At 34.4% G+C, this 16607-nt stretch carries 13 protein-coding genes; 12 read left to right on the top strand and 1 reads right to left on the bottom strand.

The genetic code is table 11. From position 1 onward, the window contains the following. Positions 1-25: 25 nt before the first annotated feature. On the top strand, positions 26-613 hold the full coding sequence (locus tag ACZ446_RS07130) for a cell wall hydrolase (protein ID WP_464391898.1): 588 nt from the start codon (positions 26-28) through the stop codon (positions 611-613). A gap of 66 nt (positions 614-679) precedes the next feature. Here the strand turns inward: ACZ446_RS07130 and gyrA are convergent, their stop codons facing one another. Beyond that, positions 680-3064, bottom strand: coding sequence for a DNA gyrase subunit A (gyrA, locus tag ACZ446_RS07125; RefSeq protein WP_464391897.1), 2385 nt, complete (start codon positions 3062-3064; stop codon positions 680-682). 143 nt (positions 3065-3207) lie between these two features. Here gyrA and gyrB point away from each other — a divergent pair, with 143 nt between their 5' ends. From gyrB to hfq, 11 genes are all read left to right on the top strand, one after another. After that, a complete protein-coding gene (gene gyrB / locus ACZ446_RS07120; protein ID WP_464391896.1) occupies positions 3208-5124 on the top strand; it encodes a DNA topoisomerase (ATP-hydrolyzing) subunit B in 1917 nt (638 codons plus the stop codon). Between the two features lie 31 nt (positions 5125-5155). Beyond that, entirely contained in the window at positions 5156-6424 is a 1269-nt protein-coding gene (locus ACZ446_RS07115) for a chloride channel protein (protein ID WP_464391895.1), read from the top strand. 97 nt (positions 6425-6521) lie between these two features. Then, the gene (gene rd, locus ACZ446_RS07110; protein ID WP_005488503.1) at positions 6522-6686 is read left to right on the top strand and encodes a rubredoxin; all 165 of its coding nucleotides are present in this window, start codon (positions 6522-6524) and stop codon (positions 6684-6686) included. 116 nt (positions 6687-6802) lie between these two features. Beyond that, positions 6803-8125 (top strand): TrkH family potassium uptake protein, encoded by a 1323-nt coding sequence (locus ACZ446_RS07105; protein WP_464391894.1) that lies wholly within the window; start codon positions 6803-6805, stop codon positions 8123-8125. Between the two features lie 18 nt (positions 8126-8143). Next, entirely contained in the window at positions 8144-8821 is a 678-nt protein-coding gene (locus ACZ446_RS07100) for a potassium channel family protein (RefSeq protein WP_464391893.1), read from the top strand. A 20-nt stretch (positions 8822-8841) separates the two neighbouring features. Next, on the top strand, positions 8842-10170 hold the full coding sequence (gene miaB / locus ACZ446_RS07095; RefSeq protein ID WP_464391892.1) for a tRNA (N6-isopentenyl adenosine(37)-C2)-methylthiotransferase MiaB: 1329 nt from the start codon (positions 8842-8844) through the stop codon (positions 10168-10170). Positions 10171-10336: 166 nt separating this feature from the next. Beyond that, positions 10337-12943, top strand: a complete 2607-nt coding sequence (gene mutS, locus ACZ446_RS07090; RefSeq protein ID WP_464391891.1) for a DNA mismatch repair protein MutS — start codon at positions 10337-10339, stop codon at positions 12941-12943. A 1-nt stretch (position 12944) separates the two neighbouring features. After that, a complete protein-coding gene (gene mutL, locus ACZ446_RS07085) occupies positions 12945-14915 on the top strand; it encodes a DNA mismatch repair endonuclease MutL (RefSeq protein ID WP_464391890.1) in 1971 nt (656 codons plus the stop codon). Further along, positions 14912-15883, top strand: a complete 972-nt coding sequence (miaA, locus tag ACZ446_RS07080; RefSeq protein ID WP_464391889.1) for a tRNA (adenosine(37)-N6)-dimethylallyltransferase MiaA — start codon at positions 14912-14914, stop codon at positions 15881-15883. The genes mutL and miaA overlap by 4 nt, the downstream gene beginning before the upstream one ends. Beyond that, positions 15843-16223, top strand: coding sequence for a thioredoxin family protein (locus tag ACZ446_RS07075; RefSeq protein ID WP_464391888.1), 381 nt, complete (start codon positions 15843-15845; stop codon positions 16221-16223). Before miaA ends, ACZ446_RS07075 begins: the two co-directional genes overlap by 41 nt. A 95-nt stretch (positions 16224-16318) precedes the next feature. Then, a complete protein-coding gene (hfq, locus tag ACZ446_RS07070; protein ID WP_464391887.1) occupies positions 16319-16555 on the top strand; it encodes an RNA chaperone Hfq in 237 nt (78 codons plus the stop codon). Positions 16556-16607: the final 52 nt, after the last annotated feature.

Here is a 16607-nt window from a genome sequence, read left to right as displayed (position 1 = left end):
TGAAATTTGGTAAAGGAGAATGCTTATGGAGAAGATTCATTTAAAAAAAGTTATAGTCTTATTAACTGTGATTATAGTATTAAATACCATATTTATTCCATCTATAATACCTTCTGCTGCTGAAGTTAGAGCTGCTTCAATTGAGAAAGAAGATATCTATACCGGTCTTGGAATAATGTTTTTAATGGTTGTTTTAGGCAGTGGTGATGATAATCAGCAGGCTGTTCAGGATAACTTCCATGGCTATAAAAATTTTAGCGCTGAAGAAATGGAAGTTCTGGCCAGTATTATCAATGCAGAAGCAAGAGGAGAAAGTTATGAGGGTAAGGTTGCTGTGGGGGCTGTAATAATCAATAGAGTCTACCATCCATCATTCCCCAATTCAATTAAAGGCGTTGTTTACCAATCAGGACAATTTACTCCTGTAGAAAATGGGATGATCAACCTTTCTCCAAGCAGCGACGCTTATAAAGCGGCTTATGATGCAGCAAGTGGTATAGATCCAAGTCAGGGAAGTTTATATTTTTATAATCCCAAAAAGTCCAGAAATCCAGATTTCTTTGCCAGCAGAACAAAAATGGTTACAATTGATAATCATGTCTTTTTAAAATAAAAGAATATTTTTCATAAAAAAAACCCTTCAGGATGATATTATTGCCATCCTGAAGGGTTCTTATTTTTAATTAATTTCAATAATTTTTTCAACAGCCATAATTTTTTCGAATTCTAACCCATGAGTTGCTTGATACATATTACCACCTGGAGAAGTTTCGGGAATATCATTAACATTTAATTCGTTGATTTCTCCATTTTTAGCAGCAATTAATATTTTGTCATCCTTAGCTGCTTTAACAGCTCCTGCCAATTTGTATTTTGTATTGGAGAAAATTCTAACTCCCTTACCATTTCTCTTCTGGACTCTGAAGCTGCTTAGTTTAATTTTATTAGCCCTACCATCTTCAGAAATAGATACCAAATAGTGATCTGGAGCAAAAGTATTAAAGTAAATAACTTTATCTTTTTTAGTAAGATTAATTGCTTTACTTCCAAGAGTATTACGGCCGGTAGTGGAGAAGCTGTCACCACTGAATCGGATAATATAACCGTTTTTACTAACAACAAATAGGTCCTGTTTTTCATTAGTTTTTTCGACATTTAAGAGCTGATCATCATCCAATTTAATTGCCCTAATGTGGCTGTAATTAGTTCGATATTCATCTGCACTACTTCTTTTAATTAAACCATTTTTGGTAACAAAAGTATAAAACTCATTTTTGCTGTCTGCCTCATCTTTGGCTAGAATGTTAAAGGAAATTATATTTTCTTTAATCGGGATCTGAATATATTTACTCAGATTATCTCCAGTCGCCAGGCCGTGATGTTCTTCAATATCATGGACCTGTAGATTGTAAACTTCTCCGTGATCACTGAAGAAGAGAAGCTGGTCAAGTGATGAGCCCTCAGCAGTTGAAACCAGGTAGTCATTTTTGGCAGCTCTCAAATTCTTATATTCTTCGTTTCTTTTAATAATACCTCGATAAGAAAGCGATAGAACAGCTTTTTTTTCTTTTATCAGATCATCTTTGCTGATTTCTGCTTTACTGTCATCGCTAATAATTTCTGTTCGGCGCTGGTCCCCAAAACGTTTTTTGATTTCTTTTAATTCATCTCTGAGAACAGTATTTAAAACATCTTGATTATTTAAGATATTTTTATAGTACTTAATTTTTTCAGCTAAATCTTCGCGCTCAGCCTCAAGTTTTTCAAATTCCATTCCTACCAAACGCTGCAGCTGCATTTCAAGTATCGATTGTGCCTGTTTTTCAGTGATATCAAGCTCCTGCATCAGTTTTTCCCGGGCTTCCTGTTTTGATTTAGAACTTCGAATAACCTGAATTACTATATCAAGTTCATCAATTGCTCTTTTGAGGCCCTCAAGAATGTGATAACGGTTTTCTGATTTATCTAAATTATATTTTGTATGCTTTCTGATAACTTCTTTGCGGAAATTTAAAAAGTGCTCTAAAATTTCTAAAAGTCCCATAACTACCGGTTTCTTATCATTTAAAGCCAGCAAATTAATTCTGAAATTGTTTTGAAGTGAAGTATATTTATATAATCTATTTAAAATTAATTCTGGATCACCACCACTCTTTAATTCAATAACTATTCTAATTCCGCTTTTATCAGATTCGTCTCTTAAATCAGATACCTGATTTATCTTACCCTTATTTACTAAAGCTGCAATTTCCTCAATTAATTTAGCTTTATTTACCTGATAGGGAATTTCTGTGATTATTAAGTTCTGGTGTCTTCCTTCTTTTTCAATTTTACTTTTTGCCCTCAAGGTTATCTTACCCTTACCTGTTTCATAAGCACTTTTGATTCCATCATTACCTACAATTTTAGCTCCTGTAGGGAAATCAGGACCTGGAAGATGATTTTTAATTATTGTCTCCAGTCTTGCATTAGGGTAGTCTAAAAGGTGGATTAGAGCATCTACAACCTCACCTAAATTGTGGGGCGGGATAGAAGTGCTCATCCCAACCGCAATCCCACTTGAGCCATTTACTAAAAGATTTGGAATTTTGGAGGGCAGAACTTCTGGTTCCTGCAGACTGCCGTCAAAGTTATCAGTAAAATTAACAGTTTTTTCATCAATATTATCTAAAAGAGCTTCTGCTATTTCTGTCAGTTTGGTTTCTGTATAACGCATAGCAGCAGCACTATCACCATCAATTGAGCCATAGTTACCCTGGCCGTCGATCAGCTGATAACGCTGATTGAAATCCTGGGCCATCCTCACCATCGCCTCATAAACAGCACTATCACCATGAGGGTGAAACTTACCTAAAACCTCACCAACCAAACGCGCTGATTTCTTATGTGGTCTATTATGAAGCAGACCTAACTCTCTGGCTGCAAAAAGTATACGTCTATGTACAGGTTTTAAACCATCTCTAACATCTGGTAGGGCTCTACCGATGATTACACTTAAGGAATAATTCAAATATGCATCCTTCATTTTATCTTCTATCGCAATTGGATAAATTTCTTCTTTCATTATCTATCTCCTCTCAAATTTTATCTTATTCTGCTAATTTATAATATCATTCCTGTTATAGAATTTGCAAATTTAAAAGCCTAAAGACTGGCATTCTCAAGATCTCTTTGTTATAATAAGGAAATGGAGGATGGTGAAGAGTCATGGATACACTTTTTAATAATGTAGATTATAATGCTGACCAGATACAGGTATTAGAAGGTCTTGAAGCTGTTCGCAAAAGACCTGGAATGTATATTGGAAGTACTGGAATTAGAGGTTTGCATCACCTTGTCTGGGAGGTAGTAGATAACAGTATAGATGAATTTTTGGCTGGAAATGGTGACAGGATAAAGGTTACCATCCATGAAGGTGAAGAAATTACAGTGGAGGATTTTGGCCGTGGTATACCGGCTGATACTCATAAAGACACCGGTTTACCAGCAGTAGAGGTTGTTTTGACAACCCTGCATGCTGGAGGTAAGTTTAATAATAATAGTTATAAAGTTTCTGGCGGTTTACACGGAGTTGGTGTTTCAGTAGTTAACGCACTTTCTTCAAAATTAACTATAACTACCCACTGGAAGGGGAATAAATACCAGCAGCATTATCAGAAAGGAACTCCTGTTGATAAATTAAAGAAGATTGGCAGTACTGACCGCACTGGTACAGTTATCCGTTTTAAGCCAGATTCTGAAATTTTTACAGCAGAAGAATTTAAATATGAAAATTTAGCCCACCGTTTACAGGAGTCTGCTTATTTAAATAAGGAGCTTACTCTAATTTTAAGGGATGAGCGGGGAGAAGAAGCAGTAGAAGAAGAGTTTCAATATGATGGTGGAATCAAAGCTTTTGTTGAATTTTTAAATAAAGATCGTAATGTGCTTAATGATGATATCATTTATTTTGAGTCAAAACCAGGAGACTATGAAGTTGAAATAGCAGTTCAATATAATGACGGTTATAATGAAAGAATTTTTTCTTATGCTAACAATATCAATACTGTTGATGGTGGTTATCACCTAACAGGTTTTAAAACCGCTCTGACGAGAGCAGTTAATACTTTCGCTAAAAACAACAACCAGCTGCCTGCTAAAATTTCTTCTTTAAACGGCAAGGATGTTCGAGAAGGAATTACCGCAATAATTAACGTTAAATTACCTGAGCCGCAGTTTGAAGGACAAACCAAAACTAAGCTTGGTAATAGTGAAATACGCAGTGTAGTAGAAAGCGAAGTATATGAATATTTAAGTCTGTATTTTGATACTAATCCTGAGCTGGCTAAAAAGATTATTGATAAGGCTGTACAGGCAGTAAGAGCGCGAAAAGCTTCTAAAAAGGCTAGAGAGTTAACTAAAAGGAAGACAGCACTTTCTTCCAATTCACTACCCGGAAAATTGGCTGACTGCAGCAGCAAAAAGGCTGAAAAAAGTGAATTATTTATTGTTGAGGGAGATTCTGCAGGTGGTTCAGCTAAACAGGGTCGAGAGAGAAAATTTCAAGCAATTTTACCACTTAAGGGTAAGATTTTAAATGTAGAGCGGGCCAGACTTGATAAGATTTTAAATAATAATGAGGTAGCATCAATTATAACAGCTCTAGGGGCTGGAATTGGTGAAGATTTTGACTTAAAAAGATTGCGTTATCATAAAATAATTATTATGACTGATGCTGATGTTGATGGTGCCCATATTGCAACTTTAATTTTAACTTTATTTTACCGCTATATGCCGGAGTTAATTGAAAATGGCCACATTTATCTGGCTAAACCACCTTTATATAAGGTTACTAAAAGAGGTAAGAGCCATTATTTATACAGCGATCAGGAATTAGAAAAGTTCAGATCAGAAAATGAGGGAAGCAGTTTTTCACTGCAGAGGTATAAGGGACTTGGAGAAATGAATCCAGATCAGCTCTGGAAGACAACCATGAATCCTGAAAATAGAGTACTGCAGAAGGTAGAAATTGATGATGATATTGAGGCTGATGATATTTTCACACGTCTAATGGGATCTAATGCTTCTCTTAGAAAAGAATTTATCTTTAATAATGCCGAACTTGCCCAAACTATCGATGTCTAATAATTAAGCTGTTGATTAAGGGGGTGGTAAGTTGTCAGTCAAGAAAATTTTTAAAAACCGATACATAAAATTATTTCTGGCCTTTTTGATCGGGATTATTGTTGGTATAATTGCACTGTTGTATAATAATATTTTGGATTATTTTACCTTTTCTCTAATTGAGATTGATATGGAGCTGACAATTTTTCACCGCTTAAGTTTTGTCTTTTTGCCAGCACTGGGAGGTCTGCTTGTAGGTTTTATTATTAAATATGGAAGCATGACAGCCAAAGGACACGGAATTCCAGCTATTTTAAGTTCAATTGAAACTAAGGAAAGGCATTTAACTTATCGAGATTTGTTAACAGAAGGATTTGCGTCGGCTATTACTATTTCTACAGGTGGCTCTGGAGGTCGGATTGGGCCAATAGTTGAAATCGGCGCTGGTATGGGAGATTTAATCGCATATAAGTTAGATTTAGATCTGTTTGACTACCAGACTTTTTTAGGCTGTGGTGCTGCTGCTGGTATTGCCGGCTTATTCCATGCACCTTTGGGTGGAATAATGTTTGTTACAGAAATTTTATTTAATAGAGTCGATAAAAATCGTTTAATAATGGTAGCTGTTAGTGCAATTTCAGCTGATATGGTCATCCGTTGGAGTGGACAGGACTTATTTTTAGCTCATCTGAATTTGGGTCAGGTGGGAAATGTCTATAATTTTATTACTGCAGCTCTAATTGGGATGTTTGCGGCAGTCTTTGCTGTAGCTTTTATTTATACACTGCGTAGACTATCTGATCTATTTGACAACCTGCAGCTAAATATTGTTCTAAAACCAGCTCTGGGAGGGCTTCTATTAGGAATAATAGCATTTAGACTGCCTGAAATTATGGGATCAGGAAATCGAATAATTGTTGACCTTTTTAATCAAAGTGAATATGATCTCAGTTTTTTATTTATACTTTTAATCTTTAAGATTATAGCAACTGCTTTAACTCTAGGTTCTGGTGGCTCTGGAGGTATTTTTTCGCCTTCTCTTTTTATCGGTAGTTTAACAGGTATTATTATAGGTATTTTATCACATCAGCTGCTGCCATTTTTAACCGGATCACCTTCTTTATATGCTCTAATTGGGATGGCTGCGGTGATTAGTGCTGTTATCCGAGCCCCACTGACGGCAACTTTTATCATTCTGGAGTTCACCCATAATTACAGCCTGATAATACCTCTATTAATAGCTTCTTTAATTGCCGAAAGAGCAGCCGACAAAAGTGGTTTGAAGTCTGCTTATTCACCCGATTATTTCGAGCGGCTGTAAATAGTAAAAACTTGACATTTAAGTTATATATGTTTTATAATTAAGTAGATAAAATCATTATTTTAATAATATTTAAATGAGAGAGGAGAGACTTAATATGCAGAAGTATCAGTGCACAGTTTGTATGTACATTTATGATCCAGAAGAAGGAGATCCTGTAGGTGGAATTGAGCCAGGAACATCTTTTGAAGATCTTCCAGATGACTGGACCTGCCCTGAATGTGGTGTAGGTAAAGATATGTTCGAACCATATGATGGCTAATATTACTTATATTTAAATATTTTTTAAAAGCTGGGGGCTTATCCCCAGTTTTTATTTTACAATCAATTTTAATTATAGTATAATTACTTCGAATAGAAAATAAGGATGGCTAAACTATGAATTTAAAGAAAAAGAACTTAACACCAGCTCAATATTTAGTGAGCGGCTATTTTGTAATTATTATGCTTGGATCGCTGCTTTTAATGCTGCCAGTTGCAACAACTGATGGTCAGGGGTTAGGAGCTGTAGATGCCGTTTTTACTGCCACTTCAGCCACCTGTGTAACCGGTCTAATTGTAGTAAATACAAAGGAAGCCTTTACTCTTTTTGGTTCTACTGTAATTATGCTTTTAATCCAGATTGGTGGACTCGGGATTATGTCGATGTCTACTTTGTTTGCTTTTATTGTAGGCAAAAAAATTAGTTTAAAAGAAAGACTAATTATTCAGGAAGATTTAAACCAGTATCAAATATCAGGTATGGTAAGATTAGTTCAATACCTCTTAGGCTTTACATTTGCAATCGAAGGAACAGCAGCAGCAATTTTGTTTTTGCGTTTTAGTCAGGATTATTCATTCTGGAATTCTATCTATCTTTCTATTTTTCACGCTGTTTCAGCCTTCAATAATGCAGGTTTTGACCTTTTTGGAAACAGCTTAGAAGGTTTTACTGGTGATATTACAGTTAATTTTGTCATCATGGCTTTAATTATACTGGGTGGTATTGGCTTTGGAGTTATGATGGAAGCTTACAATAGAATTAAATTCAAAAAGACTACTTTACAGACTAAAATTGTGGTTGTTATGACTCTGGCTTTACTGTTATTAGGATTTATATTATTTTTTGTTTTAGAATATAATAATACTTTAGCCGGTTTGCCTTTACTTGATAAAACTCTAGGGGCAATGTTTTTATCAGTTACTCCGCGTACAGCAGGTTTTAATACAGTTCCTACAGGCGCCTTAAAACAGTCATCACTATTTTTAATTATTGTTTTAATGTTTATTGGTGCTTCTCCAGGTTCAACCGGTGGAGGAATTAAAACAACTACCTTTGGTGTTGTTTTAGTAACTATGAAAAATATGATAACCGGTAAAGAAGATATGGAAATTTATAATAGAAGGTTTGAGAAACAAATTGTTTATAAAGCATTTACCATAACAATGCTGGCTGCTGGATTAATAATTTTAGTTACAACGTTACTTTTAGTGATTGAAGATTTTCCTTTTATAGATATTTTATTTGAAACAGTTTCGGCCTTTGGTACAGTTGGTTTATCAACTGGAATCACAGGAGAATTATCTGATATAAGCAGAGTTTTAATTACTATTACGATGTTTGCTGGTAGAGTTGGTCCTTTAACTCTGGCAGTTGCAATTGGGGAAAAACAGCGTAAGGGAATTTATCATTATCCAACAGAAAAGGTCATGGTTGGTTAAGTACAGGAGGAAAAGTAAATGAAACAGTTTGTTGTTATAGGATTAGGCCGTTTTGGTTCCAGTGTTGCTACAACATTAGCTGATAATAATTATGATGTATTAGCAATTGATAAAGATGAGGAAAGAGTTCAGGCAATTTCAAATAAGGTGACTCATGCAGTCGAAGCAGATGCCACTGACGAAGAAGCTTTAAAAACTCTTGGAGTCAGAAACTTTGATGTGGCAGTAGTCAGCATTGGTGATAATGTTTCGGCTAATATATTATGTACCTTAATTTTAAAAGAACTGGGGGTTCCTTATGTAATCGTTAAGGCTCCAGATGCTTTACATGGTAAAGTTTTAAATAAAGTTGGTGCAGACAGGGTTGTTTATCCTGAAAGAGATATGGGAGCCAGAATAGCTCATAATTTAATTTCTTCCAATGTTTTAGATTATATTGAATTTGCACCCGAATACGGTGTAATAGAAATTATAGCTACAGATAAAATGATTGGCAAAACACTAAAAGAACTTGAATTTAGGTCTAAATTTAATGTTAATGTAATGGCCATTAAAAGGGGCGAAAATTTAAACGTTTCTCCTGGAGCCGGTGACAAAGTTCTTGAAGGTGATAGATTAGTAGTAATGGGTAAAAATGAGAGCTTAGAAGCTTTAAAAGACTATGATGATAAAGACAATAAAGCAAATGATTTTTAAGTGAATTTAGGAGTGAAATAATGAGTGTAAATAAATATTATAATATAATAACTTACGGCTGCCAGATGAACGAACATGATTCAGAAAGGCTGGCTGGTATGCTGGAGGAAATGGGATATCAGCATACAGATCAACTAGAAAATGCCGATATTATTTTGTTAAATACCTGTATTATTAGAGAAAATGCAGAACTGAAAGTGTTTGGTAAATTGGGTGAATTAAAAAAGTATAAGCGGGAAAATCCAGATCTAATTATTGGCATTGGTGGCTGTATGATGCAGCAGGATGAACCGGTTGATGAGGTTTATAAAAAATATAGACATGTTGACCTTATTTTTGGTACCCACAATATTCATCATCTACCAAATTTAATAGAAAAAATTGAAGAAACCAGAGACAGAGTTGTTGAAGTTTGGGATGAGGAAGAAGGCTTAATTCCTGACCTGCCTTCACAGCGTGAATCAAAACATGCAGCCTGGATTTCAATTATTCAGGGCTGTGATAATTTCTGTACTTACTGCATAGTTCCCTATGTGAGAGGGAGAGAGCGCAGTCGACCTGTCACTTCTATTGTAGAAGAAGCTGCTAGACTGGCAGCAGATGGAGTTAAAGAAATAACTCTTTTAGGACAGAACGTTAATTCATATGGTAATGATTTAGAAAAAGAAAGCACCTTTCCAAAATTACTGGAAGAATTGAATAAAGTTGATGATCTGAAAAGAATTCGCTTTATGACCTCACATCCAAGAGACTTTTCTGATGAGTTACTGGATAAAATTAAGAATTTAGATAAAGTAGCAAATCATATTCACTTACCAGTACAATCAGGAAGCAATAAAGTATTAAAAGAAATGAACCGCGGTTATACCCGTGAATATTATATTGAGCGTGTTAAAAATATACAGGCAGAAATTCCAGAAGCTTCTGTTTCAACGGACTTCATAGTTGGTTTCCCTGGTGAAAGCGAAGAAGATTTTGAAAAAACAATAGAACTGGTTAAAGAACTACAGTTTGATATGGCTTATACGTTTATTTATTCTCCCCGCAGTGGTACACCAGCTGCCCGCAGAGATGATCAAATTGATGATGAAGTTAAAAAAGAGCGTTTAAATCGATTAATGGACTTACAGAATAGAATCAGTTATGAAAAAAACCAAAAATTAATTGGAACTACTCAGGAGATTCTAGTAACCGGACCCAGCAATAATGACCCGGAAGTTTATGAAGGTAGAACTTCAGCAAATAAAATCTGTTTTATTGATAAACGTGAAGATTTAGTGGGAGAATTAGTGAAAGTTAAGGTAGAATCTGCTAAGAGTTGGACTTTAGAAGGCAGTGTAATTGAATAAAATTTATTAACAGCTGAGCCAAAAGTTAATTTTGCAGCAGCTGCAGCAGAAATAATTTTGATAGAAACCTGGAGGATAACTAAATAGATCTTTCAGGTTTTATCTTATTTATTTCAGCTTAAAAAAATATTGAGCTGTAATACTTATTAGATTTGGAGGGATTAATTTGGCAGAGTTGACACCAATGATGAAACAGTATCATGATTTAAAAAATAAATATCAGGATGCAATGCTCTTTTTTAGACTGGGAGATTTTTATGAAATGTTTGGAGAAGATGCAAAAAGAGCTGCTAAAGTACTTGATATTGCATTAACTTCTCGGAATAAAGGGGGAGGAGAAAAGATTCCAATGGCAGGAGTTCCCTATCATTCTGCAGCTTCATACATAGAAAAATTAATTAAAAATGGAATCAAAGTAGCAATCTGTGAGCAATTAGAAGACCCCTCAGAAAGCAGTGGGATTGTAGAAAGAGATGTGATTAGGGTTGTAACACCTGGAACAGTTATTGAAAACGAAATTTTATCAGAAAATGAGAATAATTATTTAGCAGCAGCTTTTAAATATGGGGATTATTATGGTTTTTCTTATACCGATATTTCAACAGGAGAATTTTATTTAACTGAATTTCCGGCAGAAGAGACAAATAAATTAAAAGATGAAATCAATAGAATTTCACCACGTGAACTGCTTTTAGATGAACAGACAGCTGCTTCAAAATTAATTAAAGAGCTGCACAACCAGTATAATTTCACTTTAAATATTTTAGATCAAAAAAAATTAGAACGCCTCTATCAGGGCTTATTAGACCACTTTAAACTAAAATCTCTAGAAGGGTTTGGCTGTGAAGATATGAAAGCTGCAGTTTATGCAGCCGGACAGGTCTTAAGCTATTTGTCAGAAACCCAAAAGAGAACTATTAACCAAATAACAAATTTAAAAGCATACCATTTAGAAGATTACATGGTTTTAGACTCAGCCAGCAGAAGAAACCTGGAACTCTCTTCGACCATTCGAGATAATCAGCGTTCTGGTTCTCTGCTTTCGATTGTAGACCAGACGGTTACCTCTATGGGAGCCAGGGAAATTAAAAAATGGATTAATCAGCCTTTAATTCAAAAGAGTGAGATCATAAGAAGACATGATGCCCTGGAAGAAATAATAGATAATTATATGGTTTTAGAAAAACTAAGAGCCGAACTATCTGAAATTTATGATTTAGAAAGAATTATGAGTAAAATTACCTACCAATCAGCTAATGCCAGAGATCTAGTTGCTTTAAGGAACTCACTGGCAAAATTACCTGCAGTTAAGGAGCTGATGGCTGAGCTTCAAAGCAATTTATTAGCAGAAATGCAGGCTGATTTTGATCTTTTAGAGGATATTCATAATCTGATAGACAATTCAATCAAAAATGAGCCACCGACTACTATAACTGAAGGTGGGATTATTAAAGATGCTTATGATTCTAAATTAGATGAATTAAGAAGCTTAGTCAGCAGCGGCAAAGACTGGATTTCAGCTCTGCAGAAAGAAGAAAGAGAGAAAACTGGAATCAACACTTTGAAAGTAGGTTTTAATAAAGTATTTGGCTATTATTTAGAAGTTACTAATTCTCATACAGATAAAGTTCCGGAACGTTATGAAAGAAAGCAGACTTTAAGCAACAGTGAGCGCTATATTATTCCAGAATTAAAAGAAAAGGAATCTGAAGTCCTAGGGGCAGAAGAGAAAATAAATGATTTAGAATATAAATTATTTGTAGAAATTAGAGATGAAATAGCAGCTGAGGTGGAAAGAATTAATAAAACAGCGGCAGTTATAGCTAAAATAGATGTTCTGCTTTCATTTTCATATTTAGCTATTGAAAATAATTATAATCGGCCGGAGATCAATAATGGAGCAGAGATAAAAATTAAGGATGGCCGTCATCCAGTTGTCGAAAAAATGTTTGAAGAACAATTTGTTCCAAACGACTGTTATTTAAACCAGAGTGATCAGCGATTTATTATTATAACAGGACCTAATATGTCAGGTAAATCAACTTATATGCGTCAGGTAGCTTTAATAGTCTTAATGGCTCAAATAGGATCCTATGTTCCTGCAGCAGAAGCAGTGATTGGTTTAACCGATAGAATTTTTACTCGTGTGGGTGCAAGTGATGATTTAACAACAGGCCAGAGTACTTTTATGGTGGAAATGAATGAAGTAGCGAACATAGTAAATAACAGTACAGAGAAAAGCTTAATCATTTTAGATGAAGTTGGGCGAGGTACCAGCACCTATGATGGGGTCTCTATTGCCTGGTCTGTCAGCGAATATCTGAACAATCCGGAACGTATTGGTGCAAGAACTTTATTTGCAACACACTATCATGAATTAACTCGCTTGGAAGATGAATACCAGGGTATAAAAAATTATAATGTATTGGTTAAAGAAGATAGTGATGGGGTACACTTTTTACACCGTATTGTTCAAGGTAGAGCTAATGATAGTTATGGTATTGAAGTTGCTAGATTAGCGGGCCTGCCGGAGGAAATTATTATAAGTGCTCAAAAAATATTAGAACGACTTGAAGAAAATAATAAGATGCCAGTTCGAAAATTGGAAAAAACGATTGCTGATGATAAACACCAACAGCTGCCGTTATTTAATACAGAAAAAAGTCCAATTTTAAAGAAATTAGATGAGCAGGATATTTTAGAAATGACACCAATGGATGCTATGAACTTTTTATACAACTTAAAAAAGGACTTAAAAGAAGAGGAGAATTAATATGGGTGTTATAAAACAGCTTCCTCAAAATGTTGCTAATCAGATTTCAGCAGGGGAGGTTATAGAAAGACCAGCCTCTATTGTTAAGGAACTAATTGAGAATTCTATAGATGCTGGTGCCAAAAATATTGAAATTAAAATTGAAGATGGCGGAAGAGAATTAATAAAAGTCAAGGATGATGGACATGGAATTTTAGCAGACGATATCGAATCAGCTTTTAACCGTTATGCTACAAGTAAAATTGAAGATATTGATGATTTATATTCCCTTTATAGTTTAGGATTTCGAGGTGAGGCGTTAGCCAGTATAGCTTCTGTAGCTGAAATTGAGATGATCAGCCGTCATCAGGATAGTGATCAGGCAGTTAATATTAAACTTAAGGGTGGAGAGATAATCAACAAAAAAACTGTTGGCTCAACAATAGGAACTGAAATAACTGTTCGAGATCTATTTTATAATACTCCTGCCCGTTATAAATATCTAAAGACTACAACTACCGAATTTTCTCATATCAGTAAAATTGTAAGTGCTGAAGCAACCGCTAACAGTGATTTAAGCTTTAAACTTTTTCATGATGGTCGTCAAATTCTATCTACCCCGGGTAATGGGAAGCTAAAAGATACAATTTATGCTGTCTATGGTTCAGATATAGCAGAAAACCTAATCCCAATTGATATTGAAGATAGATACATTAAATTGAGCGGCTACCTCTGCAGACCGGAATTAACCCGTTCCAGCAGAAGTCATGAACTATTTTTTGTTAACGGCAGACCTATTTTTAATAATTTAACCGCAAAAGCAGTTGAAACTGCATATAATAAATTAATTGATCCGGGTAGAAGACCGATTGTATTTCTTTTTATAAAAGTTAATCCAATTTTGGTAGATGTTAATGTTCACCCTGCCAAAAGAGAGGTTAAGTTTTCCCGCAGTCAAATTATTTTTGATGTTATCAAAAAGGCTGTTAGAAATACTCTGAAAGAAAATGATCCAACAACCAGGATAAAATTAAAACAGGATAAAAATCCAGCTGCTGATAAAGATCAAGCAGAAGATAAAATTGCAAGAGATCAGCTATTTAATCAAAGCTCTAAATCAAAACCTGAAGATACTGAGAATAATTATAAAGGAAAAAAGACTCACAGTTCAAATAATAAATATGGATCTAAAAAATATTCAGATAACAGCAGCTATAGTTCAAATAGAAAAAATAGTTATGCTAAATCTAGTTCTTATACTTCAGATAAAAATAATTATCAAAAAAATATCAACTACGGAGACAGTGAGAGCCAAAAATCGGGACCTAAACAAAGCAGTGAAGACAAAGAATTTAAGCAGCTGATTAAGGAAAATGAAAATCAGGAGTATTCACTGGAAAATGTAGAAGCAGAAGAAAGCTACTTTAAATTTCTAGCACAGGTTTTTAATAGTTATCTCTTGATCGAAACTGATCAGGGCTTAAAAATTGTTGACCAGCACAATGCTCAAGAGAGAATCTTATATGAGAGATTTTATGCTGAGTACAATAAAAAAGATAAGGCTTCACAATCACTACTGCTGCCTGTTAAAATAGAACTTTCAGCTGAAGAAAGAGAAATTGTACGTCAATATGAAAATCAAATTAAAGAAATTGGGATTGATTTCAGTGATTTTGGAAATAACACTATTTTAATTCAGGAAGTTCCTGTTTTACTGAAAAATATGCCTACAAGAAATATTATTGAAGAACTGATAGCAGAATTAGCTGAGGCAGGAAAAGCAAAATCGGCTGCTGAGGTCCAAAAGGACATGCTGGAATATTTAGCCTGTCGTTCATCAATAAAAGCTGGCCAACCTCTAACTAAAGAAGAAAGCATTCAGCTGATAAAAGATTTATATAAAACTGAAAACCCATACCGCTGTCCTCACAGCAGGCCAGTTATGATTAATATCAGCCGTGAGGAAATAGAAAAAGGACTTGGTAGAAAATGAGAGATTTAGTTGTTTTAACAGGTGCTACAGCAGTTGGAAAAACTGAATTATCACTTGATTTAGCTGCAGAAATTAAGGCAGAGATTATTTCAGCTGATTCAATGCAGATTTATCAGGAGATGAATATTGGTACTGCTAAAGCCTCTAAAAAAGAGAGAAATAGAATAGAGCATCATTTAATTGACTTTTTAAATCCAGAAGCTGACTATTCTGTATCAAAATTTCAGGAAGATTGTGACCGAGTAATTTCTGAAATTAAAGCTAAAGGTAAAATCCCTTTGCTTGTTGGTGGTACTCACCTCTATTTGAAAGCTGTTTTAGAAGGCTTTATGTTACCTGAAATCGAACCCGATTATGAACTGCGGCATAGATTAGAAAAGTTAGCTGAATCTAAAGGAACTAAAGCGGTCCATCAGATTTTGGCAGAAAAAGACACTATAACTGCTGAAAAACTGCATCCTAATGATCTGCGTAGGGTTATTAGAGCAATTGAAATCTATGAGCAGACTGGAAAAACTAAGAGCTTCTATAAAAAGAGACAAAAAGAACGTCCACCTCGCTATTCGGCTTATAAATTTGCTTTAATCAGAAGCAGAGAAAATTTATATAAAAGAATAAATCACCGGGTAGATCTAATGATGGAGCAGGGACTTTTAACTGAGGTAAGAAATCTAATAGAAAAGCATGAAACTCTAAGTGACACTGCTCATCAGGCTTTAGGCTATAAAGAGTTAATATCACATTTAAAGGGTGAAATTAGTTTAGAAGAAGCTGTTTATGAAATAAAAAAACGGAGTCGTCACTTTGCTAAAAGACAGCTCACCTGGTTGAGAAAAGAAGATGATTTAATAGTTTTTGATATTGAAAAGGAAAAGAAAAAAGAGATTTTAGAAACTATGGTTCAATTAATAAAAGGAGAAAAAGATTATGAGCAGGAATACAAAAAACGAAAAGAAATTGATTTCTAGTGGTGACGAATTTGATAGATTGTTAGAAGAAAAAGATGCATTTTTTGTTCTGTTTTCTAATGATGGCTGTGGTTACTGTCAGTTAGCAGAAAAGAATATAAATCAGGTTATTGATTCTTTTCCAGAATTAGAGCTATATCAGTTAAAATTGACTGCTGCTCCTGAAATCTTTGAGCGTTATGATATTAATTCTGTTCCAGTTTCTAAAGTTTTTAAAGATGGTGAAGCAGTTTATACTGGTTTTGGAGTTCGCTCACCTGATGATATTTATTACCAGCTTAAATCATATTTTGGCAGTGGAAACTCATATTTTCAAGAGTTAGATCAAGAAAACAAATAATAATTTTATTATTTGTGCTTCTTTGCAGGAATTTTCTAAATAATATTGAATTTATAATATAGAGCTTTTTAAAAATATAAAAGGGGGCTGCAGAGATGAATAGTAATAACATTAATTATCAGGATCATATTTTAAAACATGTTCATGAGAAAGAGATTGAGGTCATTGTTTATTTTGTTAATGGGTATCAGTTAAAGGGAAGAATTACAGCCTATGATAACTTTACAGTTATCTTGAGAAGTGATGAGCGCGATCAGATGATTTATAAACATGCGATTTCTACTATTGCTCCAGTTGAAAAAATTAGCGGTCTTCTTGATTTAGATGAATAAAACAATCTTAATTTATATTAAGATATAATAATTCAATCAAAGAAAGTTGGTT

Source organism: Halanaerobium sehlinense (assembly GCF_055379485.1).
Note: the sequence above shows the minus strand (reverse complement) of the source record. Positions and strands in the feature narration are given on the sequence as shown.

Bases quoted from the DNA above. Each gene is read 5' to 3' on its own strand.
- miaB (WP_464391892.1), top strand. From the start codon at position 8,842: ATGAGTGTAAATAAATATTATAATATAATAACTTACGGCTGCCAGATG.
- rd (WP_005488503.1), top strand. From the start codon at position 6,522: ATGCAGAAGTATCAGTGCACAGTTTGTATGTACATTTATGATCCAGAA.
- gyrA (WP_464391897.1), bottom strand. From the start codon at position 3,064: ATGAAAGAAGAAATTTATCCAATTGCGATAGAAGATAAAATGAAGGAT.
- ACZ446_RS07105 (WP_464391894.1), top strand. From the start codon at position 6,803: ATGAATTTAAAGAAAAAGAACTTAACACCAGCTCAATATTTAGTGAGC.
- hfq (WP_464391887.1), top strand. From the start codon at position 16,319: ATGAATAGTAATAACATTAATTATCAGGATCATATTTTAAAACATGTT.
- ACZ446_RS07100 (WP_464391893.1), top strand. From the start codon at position 8,144: ATGAAACAGTTTGTTGTTATAGGATTAGGCCGTTTTGGTTCCAGTGTT.
- mutL (WP_464391890.1), top strand. From the start codon at position 12,945: ATGGGTGTTATAAAACAGCTTCCTCAAAATGTTGCTAATCAGATTTCA.
- ACZ446_RS07075 (WP_464391888.1), top strand. From the start codon at position 15,843: ATGAGCAGGAATACAAAAAACGAAAAGAAATTGATTTCTAGTGGTGAC.
- ACZ446_RS07130 (WP_464391898.1), top strand. From the start codon at position 26: ATGGAGAAGATTCATTTAAAAAAAGTTATAGTCTTATTAACTGTGATT.
- gyrB (WP_464391896.1), top strand. From the start codon at position 3,208: ATGGATACACTTTTTAATAATGTAGATTATAATGCTGACCAGATACAG.
- miaA (WP_464391889.1), top strand. From the start codon at position 14,912: ATGAGAGATTTAGTTGTTTTAACAGGTGCTACAGCAGTTGGAAAAACT.